The 19,612-nt window shown below is 47.9% G+C and carries 19 protein-coding genes and 1 riboswitch; of the genes, 9 read left to right on the top strand and 10 right to left on the bottom strand.

Annotated features, from left to right (window positions below):
* The first annotated feature begins 32 nt into the window (after positions 1–32).
* From trhO to CEW91_RS01320, 6 genes are all read left to right on the top strand, one after another.
* On the top strand, positions 33–956 hold the full coding sequence (gene trhO, locus CEW91_RS01345; protein ID WP_088767337.1) for an oxygen-dependent tRNA uridine(34) hydroxylase TrhO: 924 nt from the start codon (positions 33–35) through the stop codon (positions 954–956).
* A 147-nt stretch (positions 957–1,103) separates the two neighbouring features.
* Positions 1,104–1,580, top strand: coding sequence for a Dps family protein (locus CEW91_RS01340; protein ID WP_088767336.1), 477 nt, complete (start codon positions 1,104–1,106; stop codon positions 1,578–1,580).
* A gap of 167 nt (positions 1,581–1,747) precedes the next feature.
* Positions 1,748–2,143, top strand: coding sequence for a response regulator transcription factor (locus tag CEW91_RS01335; RefSeq protein ID WP_088767335.1), 396 nt, complete (start codon positions 1,748–1,750; stop codon positions 2,141–2,143).
* Positions 2,140–2,892 carry a YaiO family outer membrane beta-barrel protein gene (locus CEW91_RS01330; protein WP_088767334.1) on the top strand — a complete coding sequence of 251 codons (753 nt, stop codon included), beginning with the start codon at positions 2,140–2,142 and terminating at the stop codon, positions 2,890–2,892. Before CEW91_RS01335 ends, CEW91_RS01330 begins: the two co-directional genes overlap by 4 nt.
* Positions 2,849–3,964, top strand: a complete 1,116-nt coding sequence (locus CEW91_RS01325) for a HEAT repeat domain-containing protein (protein WP_198400875.1) — start codon at positions 2,849–2,851, stop codon at positions 3,962–3,964. Before CEW91_RS01330 ends, CEW91_RS01325 begins: the two co-directional genes overlap by 44 nt.
* On the top strand, positions 3,957–5,366 hold the full coding sequence (locus CEW91_RS01320) for a glycosyltransferase family 2 protein (RefSeq protein WP_088767332.1): 1,410 nt from the start codon (positions 3,957–3,959) through the stop codon (positions 5,364–5,366). The genes CEW91_RS01325 and CEW91_RS01320 overlap by 8 nt, the downstream gene beginning before the upstream one ends.
* Positions 5,367–5,419: 53 nt before the next feature.
* On the opposite strand, the gene CEW91_RS01315 is transcribed toward CEW91_RS01320, so the two are convergent.
* On the bottom strand, positions 5,420–7,873 hold the full coding sequence (locus CEW91_RS01315; RefSeq protein ID WP_088767331.1) for a TonB-dependent receptor plug domain-containing protein: 2,454 nt from the start codon (positions 7,871–7,873) through the stop codon (positions 5,420–5,422).
* 176 nt (positions 7,874–8,049) lie between these two features.
* On the opposite strand from CEW91_RS01315, the gene CEW91_RS01310 reads away from it, so the two are divergent.
* On the top strand, positions 8,050–8,247 hold the full coding sequence (locus tag CEW91_RS01310) for a DUF3185 family protein (protein WP_053953278.1): 198 nt from the start codon (positions 8,050–8,052) through the stop codon (positions 8,245–8,247).
* Between the two features lie 22 nt (positions 8,248–8,269).
* Here the strand turns inward: CEW91_RS01310 and CEW91_RS12375 are convergent, their stop codons facing one another.
* The 9 genes from CEW91_RS12375 to trxA form a co-directional block, all read right to left on the bottom strand.
* Positions 8,270–8,863 carry a hypothetical protein gene (locus CEW91_RS12375; protein ID WP_232507003.1) on the bottom strand — a complete coding sequence of 198 codons (594 nt, stop codon included), beginning with the start codon at positions 8,861–8,863 and terminating at the stop codon, positions 8,270–8,272.
* Complete coding sequence (locus tag CEW91_RS12370; protein WP_232507002.1) at positions 8,818–9,594, bottom strand: hypothetical protein; 777 nt, start codon at positions 9,592–9,594, stop codon at positions 8,818–8,820. The genes CEW91_RS12375 and CEW91_RS12370 overlap by 46 nt, the downstream gene beginning before the upstream one ends.
* Before the next feature lie 13 nt (positions 9,595–9,607).
* Positions 9,608–10,351 carry a phosphotransferase gene (locus CEW91_RS01300; RefSeq protein WP_088767330.1) on the bottom strand — a complete coding sequence of 248 codons (744 nt, stop codon included), beginning with the start codon at positions 10,349–10,351 and terminating at the stop codon, positions 9,608–9,610.
* A complete protein-coding gene (gene pnuC / locus CEW91_RS01295; RefSeq protein ID WP_232507001.1) occupies positions 10,348–10,965 on the bottom strand; it encodes a nicotinamide riboside transporter PnuC in 618 nt (205 codons plus the stop codon). Before pnuC ends, CEW91_RS01300 begins: the two co-directional genes overlap by 4 nt.
* 9 nt (positions 10,966–10,974) lie before the next feature.
* Positions 10,975–13,098, bottom strand: coding sequence for a TonB-dependent receptor (locus CEW91_RS01290; protein ID WP_088767329.1), 2,124 nt, complete (start codon positions 13,096–13,098; stop codon positions 10,975–10,977).
* Between the two features lie 49 nt (positions 13,099–13,147).
* Positions 13,148–13,246, bottom strand: a riboswitch (TPP riboswitch).
* A gap of 40 nt (positions 13,247–13,286) precedes the next feature.
* Positions 13,287–13,988 (bottom strand): NAD(P)H-flavin reductase, encoded by a 702-nt coding sequence (gene fre / locus CEW91_RS01285; protein ID WP_088767328.1) that lies wholly within the window; start codon positions 13,986–13,988, stop codon positions 13,287–13,289.
* Positions 13,989–15,461, bottom strand: a complete 1,473-nt coding sequence (gene ubiD, locus CEW91_RS01280; RefSeq protein WP_088767327.1) for a 4-hydroxy-3-polyprenylbenzoate decarboxylase — start codon at positions 15,459–15,461, stop codon at positions 13,989–13,991.
* 7 nt (positions 15,462–15,468) lie between these two features.
* Positions 15,469–16,737 carry a transcription termination factor Rho gene (rho, locus tag CEW91_RS01275; protein ID WP_053953284.1) on the bottom strand — a complete coding sequence of 423 codons (1,269 nt, stop codon included), beginning with the start codon at positions 16,735–16,737 and terminating at the stop codon, positions 15,469–15,471.
* Positions 16,738–16,986: 249 nt separating this feature from the next.
* Positions 16,987–17,313, bottom strand: a complete 327-nt coding sequence (gene trxA, locus CEW91_RS01270; RefSeq protein WP_088767326.1) for a thioredoxin TrxA — start codon at positions 17,311–17,313, stop codon at positions 16,987–16,989.
* 91 nt (positions 17,314–17,404) lie between these two features.
* On the opposite strand from trxA, the gene rhlB reads away from it, so the two are divergent.
* On the top strand, positions 17,405–18,676 hold the full coding sequence (gene rhlB, locus CEW91_RS01265; RefSeq protein WP_088767325.1) for an ATP-dependent RNA helicase RhlB: 1,272 nt from the start codon (positions 17,405–17,407) through the stop codon (positions 18,674–18,676).
* A complete protein-coding gene (locus CEW91_RS01260; protein ID WP_232507000.1) occupies positions 18,645–19,610 on the top strand; it encodes a Ppx/GppA family phosphatase in 966 nt (321 codons plus the stop codon). The genes rhlB and CEW91_RS01260 overlap by 32 nt, the downstream gene beginning before the upstream one ends.
* The last annotated feature ends 2 nt before the right edge of the window (positions 19,611–19,612 follow it).

Here is a 19,612-nt window from a genome sequence, read left to right as displayed (position 1 = left end):
ACGTTCCGAACCGCTGAAAAAGGTAACACGATATGTACATTTGTGCGGCATTGTATAAATTTGTCGAGCTCAATGACTATGAGCAAATTCGCGAACCACTCTATCAAACTCTTATCGACAACGACGTAAAAGGCACACTTTTACTCGCCCGAGAGGGCATTAACGGTACCATTTGTGGTACCCGAGAAGCCATTGATAATGTCTTGGCTTATCTGCGATCAGATGACCGATTTGCTGACATTGATCACAAAGAATCACCGAGTGACGAGCAAGCCTTCTATCGCACCAAAGTTAAGCTGAAGAAAGAAATTGTAACCATGGGCGTCGACTGGGTTGATCCTAAAAATACTGTGGGCACCTACGTTGAACCGGAAAAGTGGAACGACTTAATCTCTGATCCTGAAGTGCTGGTCATTGATACCCGCAATGAGTACGAATACGCCGTAGGTACGTTCGAAGGTGCGGTTAACCCAAAGACTGATACCTTCCGTGAGTTTCCTGAATACGTTAAAGAGCACTTGGATCCGGAAAAGCATAAGAAGGTCGCCATGTTCTGTACTGGCGGCATTCGCTGTGAGAAATCAACGGCATATTTAAAAGAGCAGGGCTTCGACGAGGTGTATCACTTAAAAGGCGGGATATTGAAATACCTTGAGCTGGTGCCGGAAGACAACAGCCGCTGGAACGGCGAGTGTTTCGTTTTTGACCAGCGAGTCACCGTTAAGCACGGGCTTGAACAAGGCGAATACGACCAGTGTTACGCCTGCCGCATGCCAATTACCAAAGAAGAAATGCAATCCGAGCATTATCAGAAAGGGGTTAGCTGCCCGCATTGCTTCGACCAAACATCCGCAGAACAAAAAGAGCGTTTCGCAGAGCGTGAGCGCCAAATTCAGCTTGCCAAAGCGCGCGGCGAAAAGCACATTCGCGATGGTAAAGTTGAGTCTTTGAGTTGATCTAACTCGCTTCAAAACTGCACTCCTTGATGTAAGCTAAAGCTGACAGTTATCGAATTTAACTGTCAGCTTCATCGATTTTCATCGCTTTCTTTAACCTCATGAATGGACTATGGTTAATGCATAACGATGACAAAGGAGGGTTTTATGAAACAGTTAAGCGTTATTGGTTTAGATCAGAAAAAAGCCGAGCAACTTGGCGACAAGCTGAACGAGCTGTTGTCGAACTATCAAGTGTTTTACATGAACGTTCGTGGTTTCCATTGGAACATTAAAGGCGAGCGCTTCTTCGAACTGCATGCGAAGTTTGAAGAAACCTACGATGACTTATTGCTGAAGATTGATGAGATTGCAGAACGCATTTTAACCTTGGGTCAACGTCCTCAACACGCTTATTCGACCTATATTAAGAATAGCGAAATTGAAGAAGTAAAAGACGTCCATGAAGGTCGCGCTTGTGTCGCAAATATTCTGGACAGTTATCAAACAACGATTCGCCTGCAACGTGAGATTTTAGACCTCGCAGGAGAAGCCGGTGATGAAGGCACCAACGCGTTGATGAGTGACTACATTAAAGAGCAAGAGAAAACAGCGTGGATGCTGACCTCTTACTTAGGTAATTAATGGCAGAAATTCGACGCCTGTAATGACTGGTAACAACCAAGACCGAGTAAAAAATTACTCGGTCTTTTTTTGTGTGTAAAGCACTTATTGCTTGTTCTTTAAAGAGGTTTTTCCTTGCTCCCAACGCCTAAGCTACTTATGCTTGAATTAAGCGAGGAGACACGTATATGAGCAAGTTCAAAATTTTAATTGTTGAAGACGACGTAGTTTTACGTGAACTATTAGAATTTTTATTACAGCGCGAAGGGTATGAAACTCACTGCTGTAATGACGGCTCCGAAGCTCAAGATTGGTTACGTGGTTCGACTCCGGACTTGGTGCTCCTTGACTTGCAATTACCCATCATATCAGGGGCACAGCTCATCCAATGGCTTCGCAATCGCGAACCAAGCCGTGCGGTTCCCATCTTGGTATTAACCAGCTTACAAGACGACGATGATATTGCCAACGCTCTGGATTCAGGCGCCAACGACTACATGGTAAAGCCCTTTCAGCCAAAAGAATTGCAGGCTCGGCTCCGTAAACTGCTTAATATCCAAAGTCAGAAAAGGAGTTTTTCATGAAGCTCAGTGTACTGACCTCGTTGATTCTTTTGTTAAGTATGCCACTACAAGCTCAGTCCTATAATCAGGCATTCGAGGCCGGAGTGGGTTTCGATAGTCTGACCGGTAATTATGACAATTGGAAAAATGCCTACATTCAATATGAACGGTCATTATCAGATGAGACGCTAGGCTATTTGCGGTTTAACCAAACCCGCCGTTTCGACCTCAGCGATAACGAAATGTTGGCCGGATTTTACACTGAGCTTAACGAAAACTGGCAATTATTTGGCGAGCTTGGCGGTTCAGGAACGTCCCGGGTTCGTCCCGAGTTTCAAGGTCAGATTATACTCAGCCGCGCGCTGAATAATGGTTACCTTATCAGTGCAGGAGCTCACAGAAGCCGTTGGCCGACAAGCACCAGTCAAGGTTATAGTCTTCAATTAGAGCGTTACTTTGAGCAGTGGCGCTGGTCTTACCGAATTCGCCAGGATCACCTTTTAGGTGGTGACTCAGCTCTGTCTCATGCCGCAACTCTTAGCTACTTTTATAATGACTGGAGCGCCATAACACTGGCTCTCAATCAAGGTGAAGAAGCAGAAAAAATCGCCCCTCAACAGGTTCTGATAACCAATGTACAAGGCATCAGCGTTTACGGTTTACATCAGCTTTCACCCAGCTGGGGTCTGCGTTGGGCAGTGAGTTTTAATCAGCAAGGCGACTTTTATGATCGCCGGGGGGTGTTGCTTGGACTTCGCTATCGATTCTGAACAACTCTTGCAATGGATGCACAGTGCCCTGCTGGTTATTGTTGTTTTCGTTCTATTGGTTTGGTCGTGGTTGTTCATCCTGCGCATTATTCATCAGGAGGATGAGAAAAAGCGCAATGAATTACAACGACAATGGCGCCGATTCCTATTCGAATGTTGTGCAAATCCAAAAGCAGAATTACCCGAGCGCGCCCAAATAAAGCAGCTGTGGCAGGATACTCAGGCTTTTTTGTGGTTCATCCAACTGTGGTCCCTTATGCATCGTTATGTCCGCGGCGATGCCGATGATGGCCTTGAACGCTTAGCCGAACACATTCGTCTAGAACGTCAGGCGCTCGAGCTAATGCGCGGTCAAGATGTCAGAACGTTGATTGCAACAGCGATTGCCATGGGCGATCTGCAAAAGCTTTCTCCCGCTACCATAAAACGTTTAAAAGAGCTCACTCAGCATTCCAGCAGTATGGTTGTTCTTACAGCACTGCGCGCTCTAATGCGTAATGATCAAACCATTGCAGTGCCAATACTGCTTCAGTTGAAACGTTTCGTTGCGCCAGAACGTTTGGTTACGATAGCCAAAGAATGTGACTCACGTTACCTCATTCAGCAGGCTCAGAAAATTCTACTTGAAACCACGGCTGAACATGCCGTTTATCTGCTTACGGTGCTGCAAGGAGTGAACGCACCTCTCTCCAGCAGTGAAGCCGAAACCTTAATTCGCCATTTTAAGTCGCAACCTGAGGCGACAGCACAACTGATACCTCTGCTTGATCACCCGCACCACCTGCCATTAATTAGACGTTTGACTCAGTCAGCCGAATTGAGTATCAGGGTTCAGGCTACCCGAATGTTGGGTGAGCTGGCACGTAACAAACAAGATTTAGAGCGCCTATGGCAGCTGTTGCAAGATTCGGCTTGGTGGGTTCGTTACCGAGCTGCTCGAGGAATTTTTTCACACCCAGAATTTTCGCCAGACTACCTTAAAGAACAACTGACTGAACTGGCCGATCCATTTGCCAGGAACATGTTGATGCAAGTAGCGAACGAAATGAATTTGGAGATAATCGATGCTTGATAACTGGCAACCCTGGATTGAAATAGCACAGCTGAGTTTTATTGGTTACTTCGTCGCCTTAACCGTTGTTTACCTTATACTCAACATCATTAGTTTTGTGGTTATCCGTCGGTATATGCGGCGATATGATAATCAGTTACTACCCATGAGTTTTGGTCCGTTGCTACCGCCAGTCTCCGTCATTGTTCCTGCCTATAACGAAACTGTTGGCATTGTATCGTCGGTTAAAAGCATTCTGCAGCTCGAGTACCCCAAATATGAAATTATTGTCATTAATGACGGTTCTCGCGATGACACCATGGCAACGCTTATCAGCGCATTTGATCTCCAGGTGTATCACGAGGCGTACCGGAATCAGCTGACCACTCAACCCATCCGGCAAGTCTACCGCTCAAAAAAATACCCGCAGCTTCGGGTCATCGACAAAGACAATGGCGGTAAAGCTGATGCCTTAAATGCGGGTATAAATGCGTCTCGTAACCCACTATTTTGTGCGGTGGATGCCGATTCTATTTTACAGCGGGATAGCTTAGATAGAATTGTGCGCCCTTTTATTGACGAACCAGAAACCGTTGCCGTTGGCGGTTCAATTCGAGTCGCTAACGGATCAACCATAAGGCAAGGGCTGTTAACCAAAGTTGGCTTACCGGGCTCGTGGCTCGCCCGTCTGCAAATAGTCGAATACTTACGCGCTTTTTTATTTGGACGAATGGGCTGGTCACCACTCAACGGTATGCTCATTATTTCAGGCGCCTTCGGGGTGTTCCGCAAGCAGCGTGTTATCGACTGTGGCGGGTATCAGGCCAATACTGTCGGCGAAGATATGGAGCTAGTGACACGGCTACATCACCATATGAATAACAAGAAGATCCCTTACCGTATCGCCTTTATACCCGATCCAGTCTGCTGGACAGAGGCCCCTGAAGATCTAACCACCTTAAAAAACCAGCGCATTCGATGGCAGCGAGGCTTAATGGAAAGCCTCACAAAAAACATAGGGCTTTTATTTTCATTGCGCGGCAAAGCTGCTGGCTGGATAGCTTACCCTTTCATGCTGTTTTTTGAGGGAATAGGCCCACTGATCGAAGTATTGGCTTATTTACTAACAGCCTACTTCTTTTTTGCCGGCCTGGTTGATCTCAATTTTACACTGACTTTTTTGCTTGCTGCTTTCGGACTGGGTGTCTTTATTTCCATATTTTCTCTTATTTTAGAGGAACTGACCTTCAGAACCTATCAATCCAAAAGAGATCTCATGTGGCTTATTTTTACCGCCGTACTGGAGAACTTTGGCTACAGGCAACTGAACAGTTGGTGGCGTTTACGGGGATTCTGGCAATTCATACGAGGGCGCAGACACAATTGGGGAACAATGAAACGTGTTGGTCGTCTCGGTCAGTAACCCCCAAATAAAAACGCCCCTTTAAAAGGGGCGTTTTTATACACATAAGTTTTTTAGAACGTGTAGTTCAAACGCGCGTAATAGTAGCCACCGTTGATACCAAACGGGAGCGTTTCCCAACCGTATTTGAAGCCCGCATCAGAGAATGGTGAGCCTTCACTGCCCCACTCATCCGGGTAAGTATCAAACAGGTTGTTTGCACCAATACGTACGTTCAGATTATCAGTGAAATCATAACCAACGGACGCGTCCGTCAACCATTTTCCACCCCACTCTTTCTTAACGCCGGTAAATGCCTGACCTTCAACAGCCCCGAAGTAGTTAAACGCCACATTCACATTCCAGGCATTTCGAGTCCAATCTGCAGTGATGGTTGCTTTCTCACTTGGCTGACCTTCTTCTAAACGCAGGATTTGCGTCTCGCTGAATATTTCATCACCAGGGATCAATGATGAAACGGAATTCACCCGCTCAACTTCCGTGTTCATGAAGCTCATTGCAGCGGTCAGTTTTAGTTCACCTTCCATTAATTCCGTCGGGTAAGAGGCAATAACATCCAGCCCCGTGGTTTTGGTATCCACTGAGTTAGTAAAGAATTGTGCGGCACCTAAGTTGTTATCCTCCAAAATTTCACCAAACTCAGCTCCGACGGAAGCCGTTAAGGACTCCGATAAAACAATGCGGTCATTGATGTTGATTTGGTAGGCATCCATCGTCAGGTCGAAACCGTTATCAAAACGCTTAATTAATCCAAAGCTGACGCTTTCTGAGGTTTCTTCTTCTAGCTCTTTGATGCCGAATTGTCGTGCTAACTCGTCGTCGTTGGCTATGGTTCCGGTCTCAACCAGCGTACCGTTTACCACGTTAGTCAAAACTTGGCTGTAGTATATTTGCTGAACGCCCGGCGCCCGGAAACCGGTTGCTACGGTTCCACGCAAGGAGAAGTCATTGTCAATATCGTAACGAGCCGACAATTTTCCGGAAATATTGTCACCGGCAATATCATAATCTTCATAGCGCAGCGCGCCAGCTAATAAAAAGTCCGGAGTTACGTAATATTCAGCATCGACATAGGCACCGTAGCTATCACGATCAGCGTCTACCGCCTGACTCGGGCTAAACCCAGGGAATCCCTGGATGCCTGCTTCTGCGACGGTTCCGTAAGGCGTTAAAATTTCCACGTCAGGATCATTCGCTCGACCATAAGCCCAAGATACCGGATCGCCCGGATTAATTTGATAGCTGTCCTGGCGCAGTTCGACACCCAGGGCTAAATAAAGAAGCTCATTAGCCACGTCGACGGTACCATTGACATCAAAGTTGAATGTGGTCTGCTCAAAGACTAACTCACCGTCAAAGGCTTCTGTTGGCGTCTCACCATAAATACCGCCATCTGGATGTGGCTCATAGTACCAACTCACGTTGGCAGAATTTGACGAGTTAAATCCAAACTCATTTTTACCGTAAACCACACTCGCGTCCCATAACCAGGCGTTAGGCAAATCACCACGAACACCCACCGCTAAGGACTGATCATCGGCTTCTGTTTCCAGTTTTGGTAAGAAACCGTCAGGATAAATCGCCTCTATTGTTCTTGGGTGGCCGCGTCCACGGAAAAAGCCTGAAGAGCCACCGTCTCGATTCGAAATACCGCCAAACGCGTAAAGCTCAGTGGTGTTGCCCAAGTTGTAACCCGCGTTAAACCAGGCGTACATATTTTCAGAGTCTGCGTCACCAACGTGTAAACGAACGACAGGTTCACCGCTTGGAGACAACCAATCACCAATAAGTGATGCTTCAGCCGGCGATGCGCGGTTGGTCATGCCGCGGTCACGGTATTCCAACGTACCGTTGAAGAAGCCATTATCGAATTCTTTACCAAAATTAATACCAACGGTATTCACTTCACCGTCTTTTTCATACGTTTGTCCAACTTCAGCGGAAATCATACCGCCTTCTGAGCTTTTCAGCGTAATGTTAATAACACCAGCAATCGCATCTGAGCCATATTGTGCTGCTGCACCATCGCGGAGAATTTCAACACGCTCAACCGCCGTAATTGGAATCGCGTTAATGTCATACCCGGCAGAGCCTTTACCGATGGTTTCTTGTACGTTAACCAGCGCCTGCTGGTGACGGCGCTTACCGTTCACCAACACCAATACCTGATCCGGGTTCAGACCACGCAAAGTAGCCGGACGAATAATATCCGAACCATCTGAAATAGTCGTCGATGAGAAGTTAAATGACGGAGCACTCATTTGCAGCGCTTTACCCAGTTCAGTTGCACCAGTATCAACCAGCTGATCGGCTGAAATAATATCAATAGGCGAGGCCGATTCGGTCGCCGTTCGACCGTTTACGCGTGAACCCAACGTCACAATGCGTTCAATCGACTCGCCGGTTTCGGCATTAACAGCATCTTGAGCCATAGCCGTTCCTGGCGCCACAAACGCAGCAGCCAGAGACAGCGATAAAAAACCTAGCTTGAAAGGCGCTCTAGTCATAGTTCTTCCCCAATCTTGTTATTTTAGTTTTAAACGGTGCGCTTATTAACAATTACACTTACAATAATCGTTAAGGAATATGCCGTATGATATAAATCAACAAAAAAATGAGGGCTTGCGCTTAAATAACAGTGCGATATATTGAGAAACTGTTAACGCAACAAAAGGAAACCGTTATGACTCGCATAGTTGGTATTGTTTTAATTATCGTTGGCGCTATCTTGCTGTACTTCTCTTATGAAGCGTCACAATCCATTGCGTCGGAAGTATCGGAAATGGCAACCAATGAACCAACAGACAACACCATCTGGTACCTAATTGGTGGCGTTGCCGCGGTAATTATTGGTCTCTACGCCACCATTCGAGGAAAGTAAAATCTGCAGCAGTTTTTGTAAGCTATGCTGACGTGTCTCCGGACACGTCGGGTAGTTTCAATGCGCTTAACGTTGCAAGTATACCTACCGCAATAAGAACCCATAAAACAGCATGAGCTCCATACGCTGAGTCAACCCAGCCAAGTAACAACCCTGCTAATAAAACAACTCCCATAACGGTATTTGAAACAGCGGTCAGTTGTGCTCTATTATCCTGATTTGCCATATCGACCAAATACGTTTTACGGCCAACCCGCGCACCATGGTGAGCGACTGCGGACGCAAACAACAATAAAGCAGCAATCCACTCAAGACCGAGCCAATTTGGTGCCCAATAGAATATAGCCAGTGCTGCCGCCATGACGAACGTCGACATGACCGATGCTGCCGCCATAACATGATGGCTGGCTGAGTCAGACCAACGTCCCCAAAAGCGCCCAGCCAGCAAGCCAGCAAGGCCACTGGCCAGCATAAGACTACCCAGACTGGTTAATTCGGTATCGCCCTGGCGCTGAATAAGCACAACAATATAAGGAATGGCAAAAGCAGCCGCGACGAGCAAAGCGCGAGTCAAAACAAAATGCCCAAACTGACCGTTCCGCCAAAGCAGAGACATTGACTTAACGGCTTCAGAGACTGCATTCCCCCACCTTCAGTTGCGCCAGCCACTTCTGGAATGCCAGCGTATAAGGCTGCCGCTAATAGCCATAAAACAACACCCGCTCCCAGCAAGGCTAAAAATAGCCAACGCTGACCTTCCACTTCTGGCGAAAAAACAATAAACAAAGCGGTCAACAACGTCAGTAAACCAGCAGAAGAGGCTGCGACACCCGATAGTCGGCCTCGGCGTGTTTTAGACACCGTTTTACCGGTAACGTCCTTATTGGCAACAGAACAAATCCCCCGGGACAGGCTAAACAGTGCAAGTAGCGAGACAACACTCCAACCCAGTGCACTGTTATTCAGCGTGGCCACTGCAAACAGCATTAAAAGTAAAGAGAGAGCCTGCCCCACGCTGCCTGCAACCCAAAACCATTTTCTAACGGGTTGTTGGCGTAATTGTTGCGCTACGAACAGCTGAGGCAATAACGCCAGCGACTCTCGCAGAGGCACTAGCGCACTGATAAATATTGCAGGAGCGCCTAACGAGCTTAGCATCCAGGGTAAGACTAAGCGGGCACTGACTAAGCTATCGCCCAACTTAGTTAACGTCAAAGACAGCAGCATTAACACAAACGATTTTGGCTGATGGTGACATGCCGATTCAGGAATATCCTTACACACCCGCGCGTCTTCATCTTCCGCTAAATAACCGTAAACCTTTTCAGTCAACTGTTTGTCGGCCATGCTACTTTCAACTTTATTTAGAATAGGAAAGTAAATGCTGCCATAAGTTATTCAGCCAATCCACCAAATCAAGCCATTCGGCCATATCAGCAAGCTCGACGTCATAACGCGTTAATCGTGCGTAGTCTGTCAGCAGCCGTTCGGCCATTGCGTCGTCAAGCTTGTTCATGACGATGGTATTCGCAATATCAAACAGTGGGTGGCCGATTCCCGCATACTCCCAGTCAATCACTTTAATGGGAGCCGTCATAAGAATATGATTCATCGACAGGTCATTGTGACAAAGCACCGGGTACTCCAGCCATTGATCAATCGCCTGCTGGTGCTGGCTTTTCTCTTCCCGAAAAGAGTTAGCCAAGGAAGGTTGATAGTTGGAAAGCTGCTGCAGATAATGCTCTACTTTGTCGTTCAATCTCCAGTGAGGAATGCTTGGCTTAAAGGAGTGAATTTTCGCGAGAACCTCAGCCAATACCGTTGCTTTAATAGCGGGCGATAACGTTACCTGATTTAATGAAGGCACTTCTAAGTATGGCTGCAATAGCCAGCCTTCTGCTTCATTCCAGTCCAACACGTCAGGGGCAGCTCCGCTTTCGGCAAGCGTTTTCTGTACAGCAACCTCCAGGCCCCGATGAACCTGAAACAAGCCATCATTTTGCCACCGCTTTAGTACGAGATCAGAGTCATCGGATTTAAGCCGCAGCGTTTGGTTTGACTGGCCACTGGTTAGTCGAGTGACTGTTTTAGGTGCAGGTATCATCCGGCACTCTTTACCGGCTCTGGTTGTGAATTATCCTGATGCCAACGCCACATGGCATAAATCACTAATCCCAAGTAGACAACAAACAACAACGCTGTTGCGACAAAACCTTTACTGGCGTACAAATAGACATAAACACTGTCGATAACCAGCCAGTACCACCAGGTTTCATACGCTTTCTTAGTCACCAGCCAAGTCGCCAGCAAACTGAATACAGTGGTATAAGTATCGAGCCACACGGCGTCGGCGTCAGTATACACAGAAAGCATATAAGCGGTCATAGCAGCCAGAGGTATCAGCCAAGCCCACTGTAAAAGATGCCACCTCAACGAGTACTTAGCCCCCCCGGGACTCTCTTGCGCTGCGGATTTTTGGAAACGCCACTGCCACCAGCCGTAACCCGCCATGACCACATAAATAGCCTGCAGTACCGACTCCATATACAACTTACCCTGCCAGAACAACACCGCGTAAATACTGCAGCTTATGGTTGCCGACAGCCAACACCATTGTTTCTGATGCGCCGCAAGCACTAGGTACCCCAGCGCAAATAACAGTGCGGCTAATTCCCACAAAGAGCTCATCATTAACTGTTCTAACAGGGTTTCTATCACGGCTTTTCCTTAGAACGATTTGCTAACAGTGACACCGAAACGACGCGGCTCACCGTACTGTACGTAGGTTTCGTCATTCGCGTACTGAGTTCTGGGGTCATTAGCAAAGTAGAAACCGCGCACTTCGTAATCTTCATCCGTTAAGTTCCGTCCCCATAAACTCACACGCCAGTCATCGATGTAGTAATTCACGGCAAGGTGAACCAATGTCATAGACTCAGATTTCTGATTATGGGAGTTCGAGAAATAAAACTCATCTTTGCCGTCAGCCTGCAGCACCCATTGAACATTCTCGCCATACCAACCTTCGAGACCAACATTGAATTGATACTGAGGCGCATGAGCTTGCTCACGCCCTGTCATATCCATGCCGTCCTCTGTCACAAAGCCTTCTATTTCAGTTTCCAGCCAGCTCGCAGAAGCAAATAGTGTCAACCAGTCCGTCAGTTTGTTACGGATTTCAGCCTCAAGGCCATAACCTTTACCTTCTGCGGCATTTTCAATATAACCGACAAACGATTGATTACGGTTCACCCAGCTTTTCAGCTGAACATCGTCACGCCAATGGTAAAAAGTGCTCACTCGCGAGGTTAAGTCCCCACTTGGGCTGCTCCCTTTAACACCAAACTCAGCACTCCATAGAATTTCAGGCTCAAAAGTCGCGCGCTCAAGCAGATAGTCTTTGAGTTCGTCCAGGCCTTGGTCGTCTGCTTTACCCAGAGCCTCGCCATTAACACCGCCTGACTTATAACCGCGCGATACCGTGGCATACCAGTAACTATTTGGTGCAGCCTGATACCGAGCACTAAAGCTACCGCCGACCATGGTATCTTCAGGCTGCGCGTCTATATTACGGCTGTCGGTGTAGTCATTGTCATACTGTTCAATACGCAAGCCACTAATAGTGGAGAACTTCTCACTCCAGTGCTGCGTTAATTCGCCATAGACCGCGGCATGTTGACTGCGATAATCACTTTGGAAAATATCCGGCTGGCCTAAGTCCCAATTAAAGTAATCACGCGTCAGCGCTACGTCTTTTTCGTAGTAATAGGCTCCCGCTACCCACTCAGTGACTACCCCAAATAACGCTTCAGGATCGATTGATAACCAACGAACCTCGGCTGTTTTGTCTTTTCTGTCTCTAAGGTAGGCATCAAATGACGAGTACTCCCAACCAGGAGCAATCCCAACATACGTCCAGTCTTCGTCAAAGGCGTAAGCAGTATCTGCGTTTAAAACACTGGCTGACAACTCAAGCCGGCTGTTATCCCAGCCTAGATAATTCAGAGTCGTTTTTACCGCTTCACTTTCCAGGCGATCATACCCCGGCTCATCTGACAACGTCGTTCGGTTGTTATCGAGGCTAAAGGCATCGTAACCGTTATCAACATCGTTGTAGTGCAGGACGGTGTCTAACGTCCAGTTCCTGGTAAATTCGGTGTTCAACAAAAGCCGTACGCCAAGTTCATCCCGATTGTTCGTGTCGTCTCGATCTAAATAGGTATTCTCAATGTAGCCGTCTTGCTTAAACTGACTGACAGAAAAGCGGGCCTTGCCCAGTACGCCCAGTTGCCCGCTTAATGCTAAGCCACCCATGCGTTCGTCATAATTACCAGCTGACAACTCAAACTGACCACTGAACTCTTCCGTTGGTTGCACGCTGTCCAACAACACTAAACCGGCCATCGCGTTGACTCCAAAACGTCCGCTTTGCGGTCCTCGGAAGACTTCAATCTGGTTGATATCGAAAAGCGACGCGGCCGTACCTAAGCCGCTGTAATCAATACCATCTATAATAAGGCCGACTGACGGGCTAACCGGATCAACAAATTGAGAACGCTCGCCCATGCCGCGAATCTGGATAAAGCGTGCGGTCGATGTACCACCGGAGAAGTTGACGTTGGCAAAGCTGTTGAGCGTATCCTGCAAATGCTGCGCATTACGCTGCTGCATCGCATTTTGGTCGATTATTGACACACTGCTGGTGGTTTCATTCAGCGTGCGTTTGTGAAAGTCACCGCTAACTTCAATGATTTCGAAATCGCTGGCGTTATCCTGACCATAAGCCAGAACCGGCGTTTGCAATAATGCTAAGCCAATACTGGCTGCTAAGTAAGATGTGATTTTTTGCATGGATCATTTCCTCAAAACGAAGTCAGAAACGATCCGGTAAGGCTGTATTAGACGGGTTTTCTACCATCCCTACGCCAGTATTAACCGGATCAGGTTTTAAGGGTTCGCTTTCGCATCTCAGCCGTTGCCGGCACCCCTTGGTAAAGCGGCGTCAGTATAACGCAGCTTATTGCATTAACAAATTGTCTTTAAATAAACGACAGAGCGTCACCGTAAAGGTTTTCTAACGGTACGCCTTGAGCGACAAAGTCGTCTCTAATAACGCGCACCATTTCAAAACGGCCGGCCATGTAAACTTCACAGTCTTGCAAGTCCTGTTGACGCGCCATTACCGCCTGGTGGACTAATCCAATAGAATACGGCCAGTCGCCAGCGGCGTCTTCAACCACCGGGTGATAGTCAAAGTGTTCATATTGTTTTGCTAATTGCTCAAGCTCGTCATGCAGGTACAAATCGGCCAGGCTCTTTGCGCCCCAATATAACGTTAATGGGCGCTCCGGCGTTGCTCGTAAATGCTGTTGTAGAATGGAATAGGCATAAGAGAAACCAGTCCCGCCTGCAATAATGACAGCAGGCTTATCGCTGTCTTGTCGATAAAACGCAATACCGTCAGGGCCGTCAACTTCCAGTTCACCGTCTGCGCGTATTTTATCCAGCACTTCCATCGCATAGGTGTTGTCTGGCGTTGCTCCTACATGGAGTAACCACTCACTTCCCTTCGATGGGCATGACGCAATACTAAAAGGTCGCTTATCTCTCTCGCCCATAACCGCCATCATGTATTGGCCTGCTTTAAACTCAACCGGCTGCGGCAACTGCAAACGCACTTCCCATACAGCGTCCGCTAATTGGCGCGAAATTTCGGCTTTACAGGTCATTTGTTGACTCATTCACGACTCCATAATGTTCAGTTCGTCCCACAACTGGTCGACACGCTGTTTAACTTCTTCACTCATGACAATAGGCTCGCCCCACTCACGGTCGGTTTCGCCCGGCCACTTATTGGTTGCATCCATGCCCATTTTTGAGCCAAGGCCCGACACCGGAGAGGCGAAGTCGAGGTAATCAATTGGTGTATTCTCAACCAATGTGGTGTCGCGCGCCGGGTCCATTCGGGTCGTCATCGCCCAAATCACATCTTTCCAGTCACGTGCATTCACATCGTCATCACACACAATGACAAACTTGGTATACATAAACTGACGCAAGAAAGACCAGACACCCATCATCACCCGCTTAGCGTGTCCGGAATATTGCTTCTTCATAGTGACTACGGCCAAACGATACGAACAGCCTTCCGGCGGCAAATAAAAATCGACAATTTCCGGAAACTGTTTTTGCAATAACGGAATAAAGACTTCGTTCAAAGCCACACCCAGCACCGCTGGCTCGTCTGGCGGACGACCGGTATAAGTACTGTGGTAAATTGGGTCCTTACGATGAGTCACATGCGTCACGGTAAACACCGGAAACTCATCCACTTCGTTATAGTAGCCGGTATGGTCACCGTACGGCCCTTCGGGCGCTGTTTCACCCGGTTCAATGTAACCTTCCAGAATAATTTCTGCGTGCGCCGGTACGTGTAAGTCGTTGCTAATACATTGGGTTACTTCGGTCTTGCTGTCACGCAGTAAACCAGCAAAGGCATATTCAGAAAGGCTATCTGGTACGGGCGTCACCGCACCTAAAATCGTAGCGGGGTCAGCGCCTAATGCGACGGACACCGGAAACTTTTCACCCGGATGTTGCTGACACCACTCCTGAAAGTCCAGCGCACCACCGCGATGCGACAACCAACGCATAATGAGCTTATTCGGTCCCAAAAGTTGCTGGCGATAAATACCTAAGTTCTGGCGCTCTTTATGTGGTCCCCGAGTCACCGTAAGCCCCCAGGTGACTAACGGCGCTACATCGCCCGGCCAACAATGCTGAATAGGTAACTTAGTTAAGTCGACCTCGTCACCGCTCATGACGACCTGCTGACACGGCGCCTTTTTCAGTTTTTTCGGCGACATACTCAGCACTTTCTTGTAGGTAGGCAACAAATTCAACGCATCACGGAAACCTTTCGGCGGCTCAGGCTCCTTTAAAAACGCAAGCAGTTTGCCCACGTCGCGTAGTGCCGTGACCGACTCTTGCCCCATACCCAAAGCTACCCGCTCTGGCGTACCAAAGAGATTCGCTAACACCGGCATATCATGACCTTTCACGTTTTCAAACAATAAGGCCGGGCCCTCTGCTTTTAACGTACGGTCAGATATTTCGGTCATTTCAAGGTAGGGATCGATTTCTTGCTGGATGCGTTTGAGTTCACCGCGCTCCTCGAGGAGCGCGATGAAGTCTCGCAGATCTTGATATTTCATACGCCGCTTAGCTGTTGCGTTGACGCTTCATCGATTCGAAGAATTCGTCGTTGGTCTTAGTCATTTGCAAACGGTCAATCAAAAACTCCATGGCTTCAACTTCGCCCATTGGGTTCATAATCTTCCGCAGGATCCACATTTTCTGAAGCTCGTCCTGAGACGTCAGCAATTCTTCACGACGTGTACCTGAACGGTTAAAGTCGATTGCAGGGAAAACTCGCTTCTCTGCCAACTTACGGTTCAAGTGCAATTCCATGTTACCGGTACCTTTAAACTCTTCGTAGATAACTTCATCCATCTTTGAGCCGGTGTCGATAAGCGCTGTCGCAATAATGGTTAAGCTGCCGCCTTCTTCAACGTTACGTGCGGCACCAAAGAAACGTTTTGGTTTATGCAGCGCGTTAGCGTCCACACCACCTGTCAGGACTTTACCTGAGCTTGGAATAACGGTGTTATAAGCGCGCGCCAAACGAGTAATTGAATCCAATAAGATGACAACATCTTTTTTGTGCTCAACCAAACGCTTCGCTTTCTCGATAACCATTTCCGCGACCTGTACGTGGCGACTGGCTGGCTCATCGAAGGTTGAAGCAACCACTTCACCCTGTACCAAACGGTGCATTTCCGTTACTTCTTCCGGACGCTCATCGATAAGCAGTACAATAAGCTCTGCTTCCGGATGATTCGCCGCAATAGACGTTGCAACGTTTTGCAGTAATAGCGTCTTACCCGCTTTCGGTGGCGCCACAATAAGACCACGCTGGCCTTTACCAATCGGGGCCGACAAGTCGAGAACGCGCGCCGTAATATCTTCCGTACTGCCATTACCGCGCTCTAAACGAAAACGTTCATCTGCGTGCAATGGTGTCAGGTTTTCAAAGAGAATTTTATTACGGGAGTTTTCAGGTTTGTCAAAGTTGACTTCGCGAATTTTCAGGAGGGCAAAATAACGTTCGCTGTCTTTCGGCGGTCGAATTTTACCGCCAATCGTATCACCTGTGCGCAAGTTAAAGCGACGAATTTGGCTAGGCGATACATAAATGTCATCCGGACCGGCCAAATATGACGAATCGGCCGATCGCAAGAAGCCGAAGCCGTCCTGCAATATTTCCAACACACCGCCGCCGTATATGTCTTCACCGCTTTTCGCGTGGGCTTTTAAAATAGCAAAAATGATGTCCTGCTTACGCAGACGGGCCATATTCTCAAGGCCCATTGAGTCCGCGAGCTCAACAAGCTCGTTTACGGGTTTATCTTTAAGTTCAGTTAGATTCATAGGAGGGTTTTCGAGTTATCGATTGAACACAAAGCCTTTTTATTGACTCTAGAATATTAAAACAAATGGAACGTTCGGATTTCGCGAGTTGCGAAGTCAGAAACAGAAGTTTCTCTTACTTAACAAGGCGCGCCGGTGGAGTTGGCAAGCCTGCTTGAATAGTTAATAAACAGAAGGTATCACCAAAATTAGAATTCGTCCAGTTTTGCTAACAAAAACGGCGCATAATGCGCCGCTTTTTGATACCGATTAAATGTGCTGTTCTAAAAATTCGACCAGCTGAGCACGAGACAATGCACCCACTTTCGTTGCAATGACATCGCCGTCTTTAAACAGCAGCAATGTAGGAATGCCACGAATATTAAATTTCGGTGGGGTTTGCTCGTTATGGTCCACGTTCAGCTTCCCAATAACCAACTTACCTTTGTACTCTTCGGCAATGTCGTCCAGAATTGGCGCGACCATTTTACACGGCCCACACCACTCGGCCCAGAAGTCGACCAGTACAGGTTTATCGGATTTGATGACATCTTCATCAAAACTGTCATCGCTTAGCTGAACAATTGCGTCACTCATGGTACTCTCCGCTAAATTCTTTCGCGTGGAAATATAGAATAGTATTATTTCTGTTTTTGAATACAAGCGCAAACTGATATGCTTATAACTTATGAATAAAACACATCTTTCAGAAACTCGTTTCGCTGATTTGGCGCTTCATCCCAAATTACAGCAAGCGCTATCCAATGCCGGATTCGAATATTGTACTCCAATCCAGGCGTTAAGTCTGCCTGTTGCGTTATCTGAGCGCGACGTTGCTGGTCAGGCTCAAACCGGAACAGGGAAAACCTTGTCATTTCTTCTGGCGACTTTCAACCGCTTAATGCAGAACGCGTCGTCCGAAAAAACCGATTCAGGCCCTCGTGCACTCATTATGGCTCCTACGCGAGAACTGGCCATTCAGATTGCCCACGACGCAGAACCATTGCTTGAAAGCTGTGGTTTGAACATGGGTGTCATATACGGTGGCGAAGGCTACGACGCTCAAAAGGAACAACTGAGCAATAGTCCGGACATTCTCGTTGGTACTACCGGTCGCCTCATCGACTTTTATAAGCAAGGCTTATTCTCATTGAATGACATTGAGGTGGTGGTGCTGGACGAAGCCGATCGCATGTTTGACTTAGGCTTTATTGACGATATTCGCTATTTACTTCAGAAAATGCCCGAGCCTGCGAAACGCCTCAATCTTTTATTTTCGGCGACTCTGTCTTATCGCGTTCAAGAGTTGGCCTACGAGCACATGAACGCGCCAACCAAACTGGAAGTTGAGCCGGCACAGAAAACAGCAGTGCGGGTTACCGAAGAATTATTTTACCCGTCTAAGCCGGACAAATTCCCGCTTCTGTTGACGCTTATTGAGGAAGACTGGCCAGAAAAAGCGATTGTTTTCGCTAATACCAAGCATGGCTGTGAGAAAGTTCACGGCTGGTTAGTGGCAAACGGCCACCGGGCAGGCTTACTCACAGGTGACGTCCCCCAAAAGAAACGACTCAAAATTCTCGATGACTTCTCAGAAGCCCGCATCGACTTTTTGGTTGCAACCGATGTCGCTGCACGCGGACTGCATATTCCGGAAGTGACGCATGTCTATAACTTCGATTTACCGGACGACTGTGAAGATTACGTGCACCGCATAGGACGCACAGGCCGTGCTGGCGCAAGCGGCGCAGCTATTAGCCTGGCGTGTGAGGAGTATGTTTATAACCTTCCGGCTATTGAGGAATACATTGGTCACAGCATTCCGGTCACTAAGTACGATGCCGACGCTATGTTGAGTGACTTGAGACGACCTCGTCCACCGCAACGCCGACGCCGCCACAACTCCGGCGGCAATAAAGGCAAGCCCCGTGGCCGTCGTTCAGGACCACCGAGGTCGTAATTCGCCAATGGCGCTGAAAAAGAAAAAACTGGCTGCCATCGACATGGGCTCAAATAGCTTCCATTTGTTGATGGCAGAGGTTTCAATGACCGGTTTTTTCCCAAAGCCACGAGTGCTTACACGGCACAAACAGAAAGTCAGACTGGCCGACGGGCTTAACGCAGCAAATACCATTGATGACGATGCAGCGAAACGAGCATGTCAATGCCTGTCAGGTTTTGCCGCAGAGCTCGAACAATTCCAGCCCGATGCCGTGACCGTTGTCGCGACAGCGGCACTGCGCAAAGCCAGTAATCAAATCCCACTATTAGAGCAATTTGAAAGCGCTTTAGGGCACCCTATTCAGGTGATTACCGGTGAGCAGGAAGCTGAACTAATTTACTCGGGCGTTTGCAGTGTGTCTCAATGTGCCAACGATGTACTGGTCATTGATATTGGGGGGGCCAGTACAGAAGTTATCGCTGGGCATGGGTTGATCCCGAAATACCTGCAAAGTTTAGACATGGGTTGTGTGGTTTTCCAGAATCGTTATTTTAAAGGCGGCGTGATGAGTGAACCGGCTTTCGCACAGGCAAAACGTGAAGCTACGACCCTTATTGAGCCTTTTCTCAACGACTACCGCCAGCACAACTGGCAACGTGTACTGGGTGCGTCGGGCACATTCAGAGCGGTTAGTGAAATAGCGCACGCCGAAAGTCAGCCTACGTTAACACGTGAGTGGCTCAATGAATTAATTCAACGATGCGCTCAAAAAGGAACCGTAGACGCACTCGACTTCCCGGGCTTGAGAGAAGACAGAAAAGCGGTTTTGGCTGGTGGCTTAGCGATTCTTGCCGGTATTACTGAAGCACTTAATATAGAAGAGTTTGAGGTGACTTATGGCGCACTGCGCGAGGGATTACTCGCACAGCTTGCCAATGAAGTAACGGCTTAACG

This window comes from Idiomarina piscisalsi, assembly GCF_002211765.1.
Lineage (GTDB): Bacteria > Pseudomonadota > Gammaproteobacteria > Enterobacterales > Alteromonadaceae > Idiomarina > Idiomarina piscisalsi_A.
This window is presented reverse-complemented; position numbering and strand designations above follow the sequence as displayed.

What these genes read in the sequence shown, in the direction of transcription:
- trhO (WP_088767337.1), top strand. Translation starts at nt 33, where the DNA reads ATGTACATTTGTGCGGCATTGTATAAATTTGTCGAGCTCAATGACTAT.
- CEW91_RS01340 (WP_088767336.1), top strand. Translation starts at nt 1,104, where the DNA reads ATGAAACAGTTAAGCGTTATTGGTTTAGATCAGAAAAAAGCCGAGCAA.
- CEW91_RS01335 (WP_088767335.1), top strand. Translation starts at nt 1,748, where the DNA reads ATGAGCAAGTTCAAAATTTTAATTGTTGAAGACGACGTAGTTTTACGT.
- CEW91_RS01330 (WP_088767334.1), top strand. Translation starts at nt 2,140, where the DNA reads ATGAAGCTCAGTGTACTGACCTCGTTGATTCTTTTGTTAAGTATGCCA.
- CEW91_RS01325 (WP_198400875.1), top strand. Translation starts at nt 2,849, where the DNA reads ATGATCGCCGGGGGGTGTTGCTTGGACTTCGCTATCGATTCTGAACAA.
- CEW91_RS01320 (WP_088767332.1), top strand. Translation starts at nt 3,957, where the DNA reads ATGCTTGATAACTGGCAACCCTGGATTGAAATAGCACAGCTGAGTTTT.
- CEW91_RS01315 (WP_088767331.1), bottom strand. Translation starts at nt 7,873, where the DNA reads ATGACTAGAGCGCCTTTCAAGCTAGGTTTTTTATCGCTGTCTCTGGCT.
- CEW91_RS01310 (WP_053953278.1), top strand. Translation starts at nt 8,050, where the DNA reads ATGACTCGCATAGTTGGTATTGTTTTAATTATCGTTGGCGCTATCTTG.
- CEW91_RS12375 (WP_232507003.1), bottom strand. Translation starts at nt 8,863, where the DNA reads ATGTCTCTGCTTTGGCGGAACGGTCAGTTTGGGCATTTTGTTTTGACT.
- CEW91_RS12370 (WP_232507002.1), bottom strand. Translation starts at nt 9,594, where the DNA reads ATGGCCGACAAACAGTTGACTGAAAAGGTTTACGGTTATTTAGCGGAA.
- CEW91_RS01300 (WP_088767330.1), bottom strand. Translation starts at nt 10,351, where the DNA reads ATGATACCTGCACCTAAAACAGTCACTCGACTAACCAGTGGCCAGTCA.
- CEW91_RS01290 (WP_088767329.1), bottom strand. Translation starts at nt 13,098, where the DNA reads ATGCAAAAAATCACATCTTACTTAGCAGCCAGTATTGGCTTAGCATTA.
- fre (WP_088767328.1), bottom strand. Translation starts at nt 13,988, where the DNA reads ATGAGTCAACAAATGACCTGTAAAGCCGAAATTTCGCGCCAATTAGCG.
- ubiD (WP_088767327.1), bottom strand. Translation starts at nt 15,461, where the DNA reads ATGAAATATCAAGATCTGCGAGACTTCATCGCGCTCCTCGAGGAGCGC.
- rho (WP_053953284.1), bottom strand. Translation starts at nt 16,737, where the DNA reads ATGAATCTAACTGAACTTAAAGATAAACCCGTAAACGAGCTTGTTGAG.
- trxA (WP_088767326.1), bottom strand. Translation starts at nt 17,313, where the DNA reads ATGAGTGACGCAATTGTTCAGCTAAGCGATGACAGTTTTGATGAAGAT.
- rhlB (WP_088767325.1), top strand. Translation starts at nt 17,405, where the DNA reads ATGAATAAAACACATCTTTCAGAAACTCGTTTCGCTGATTTGGCGCTT.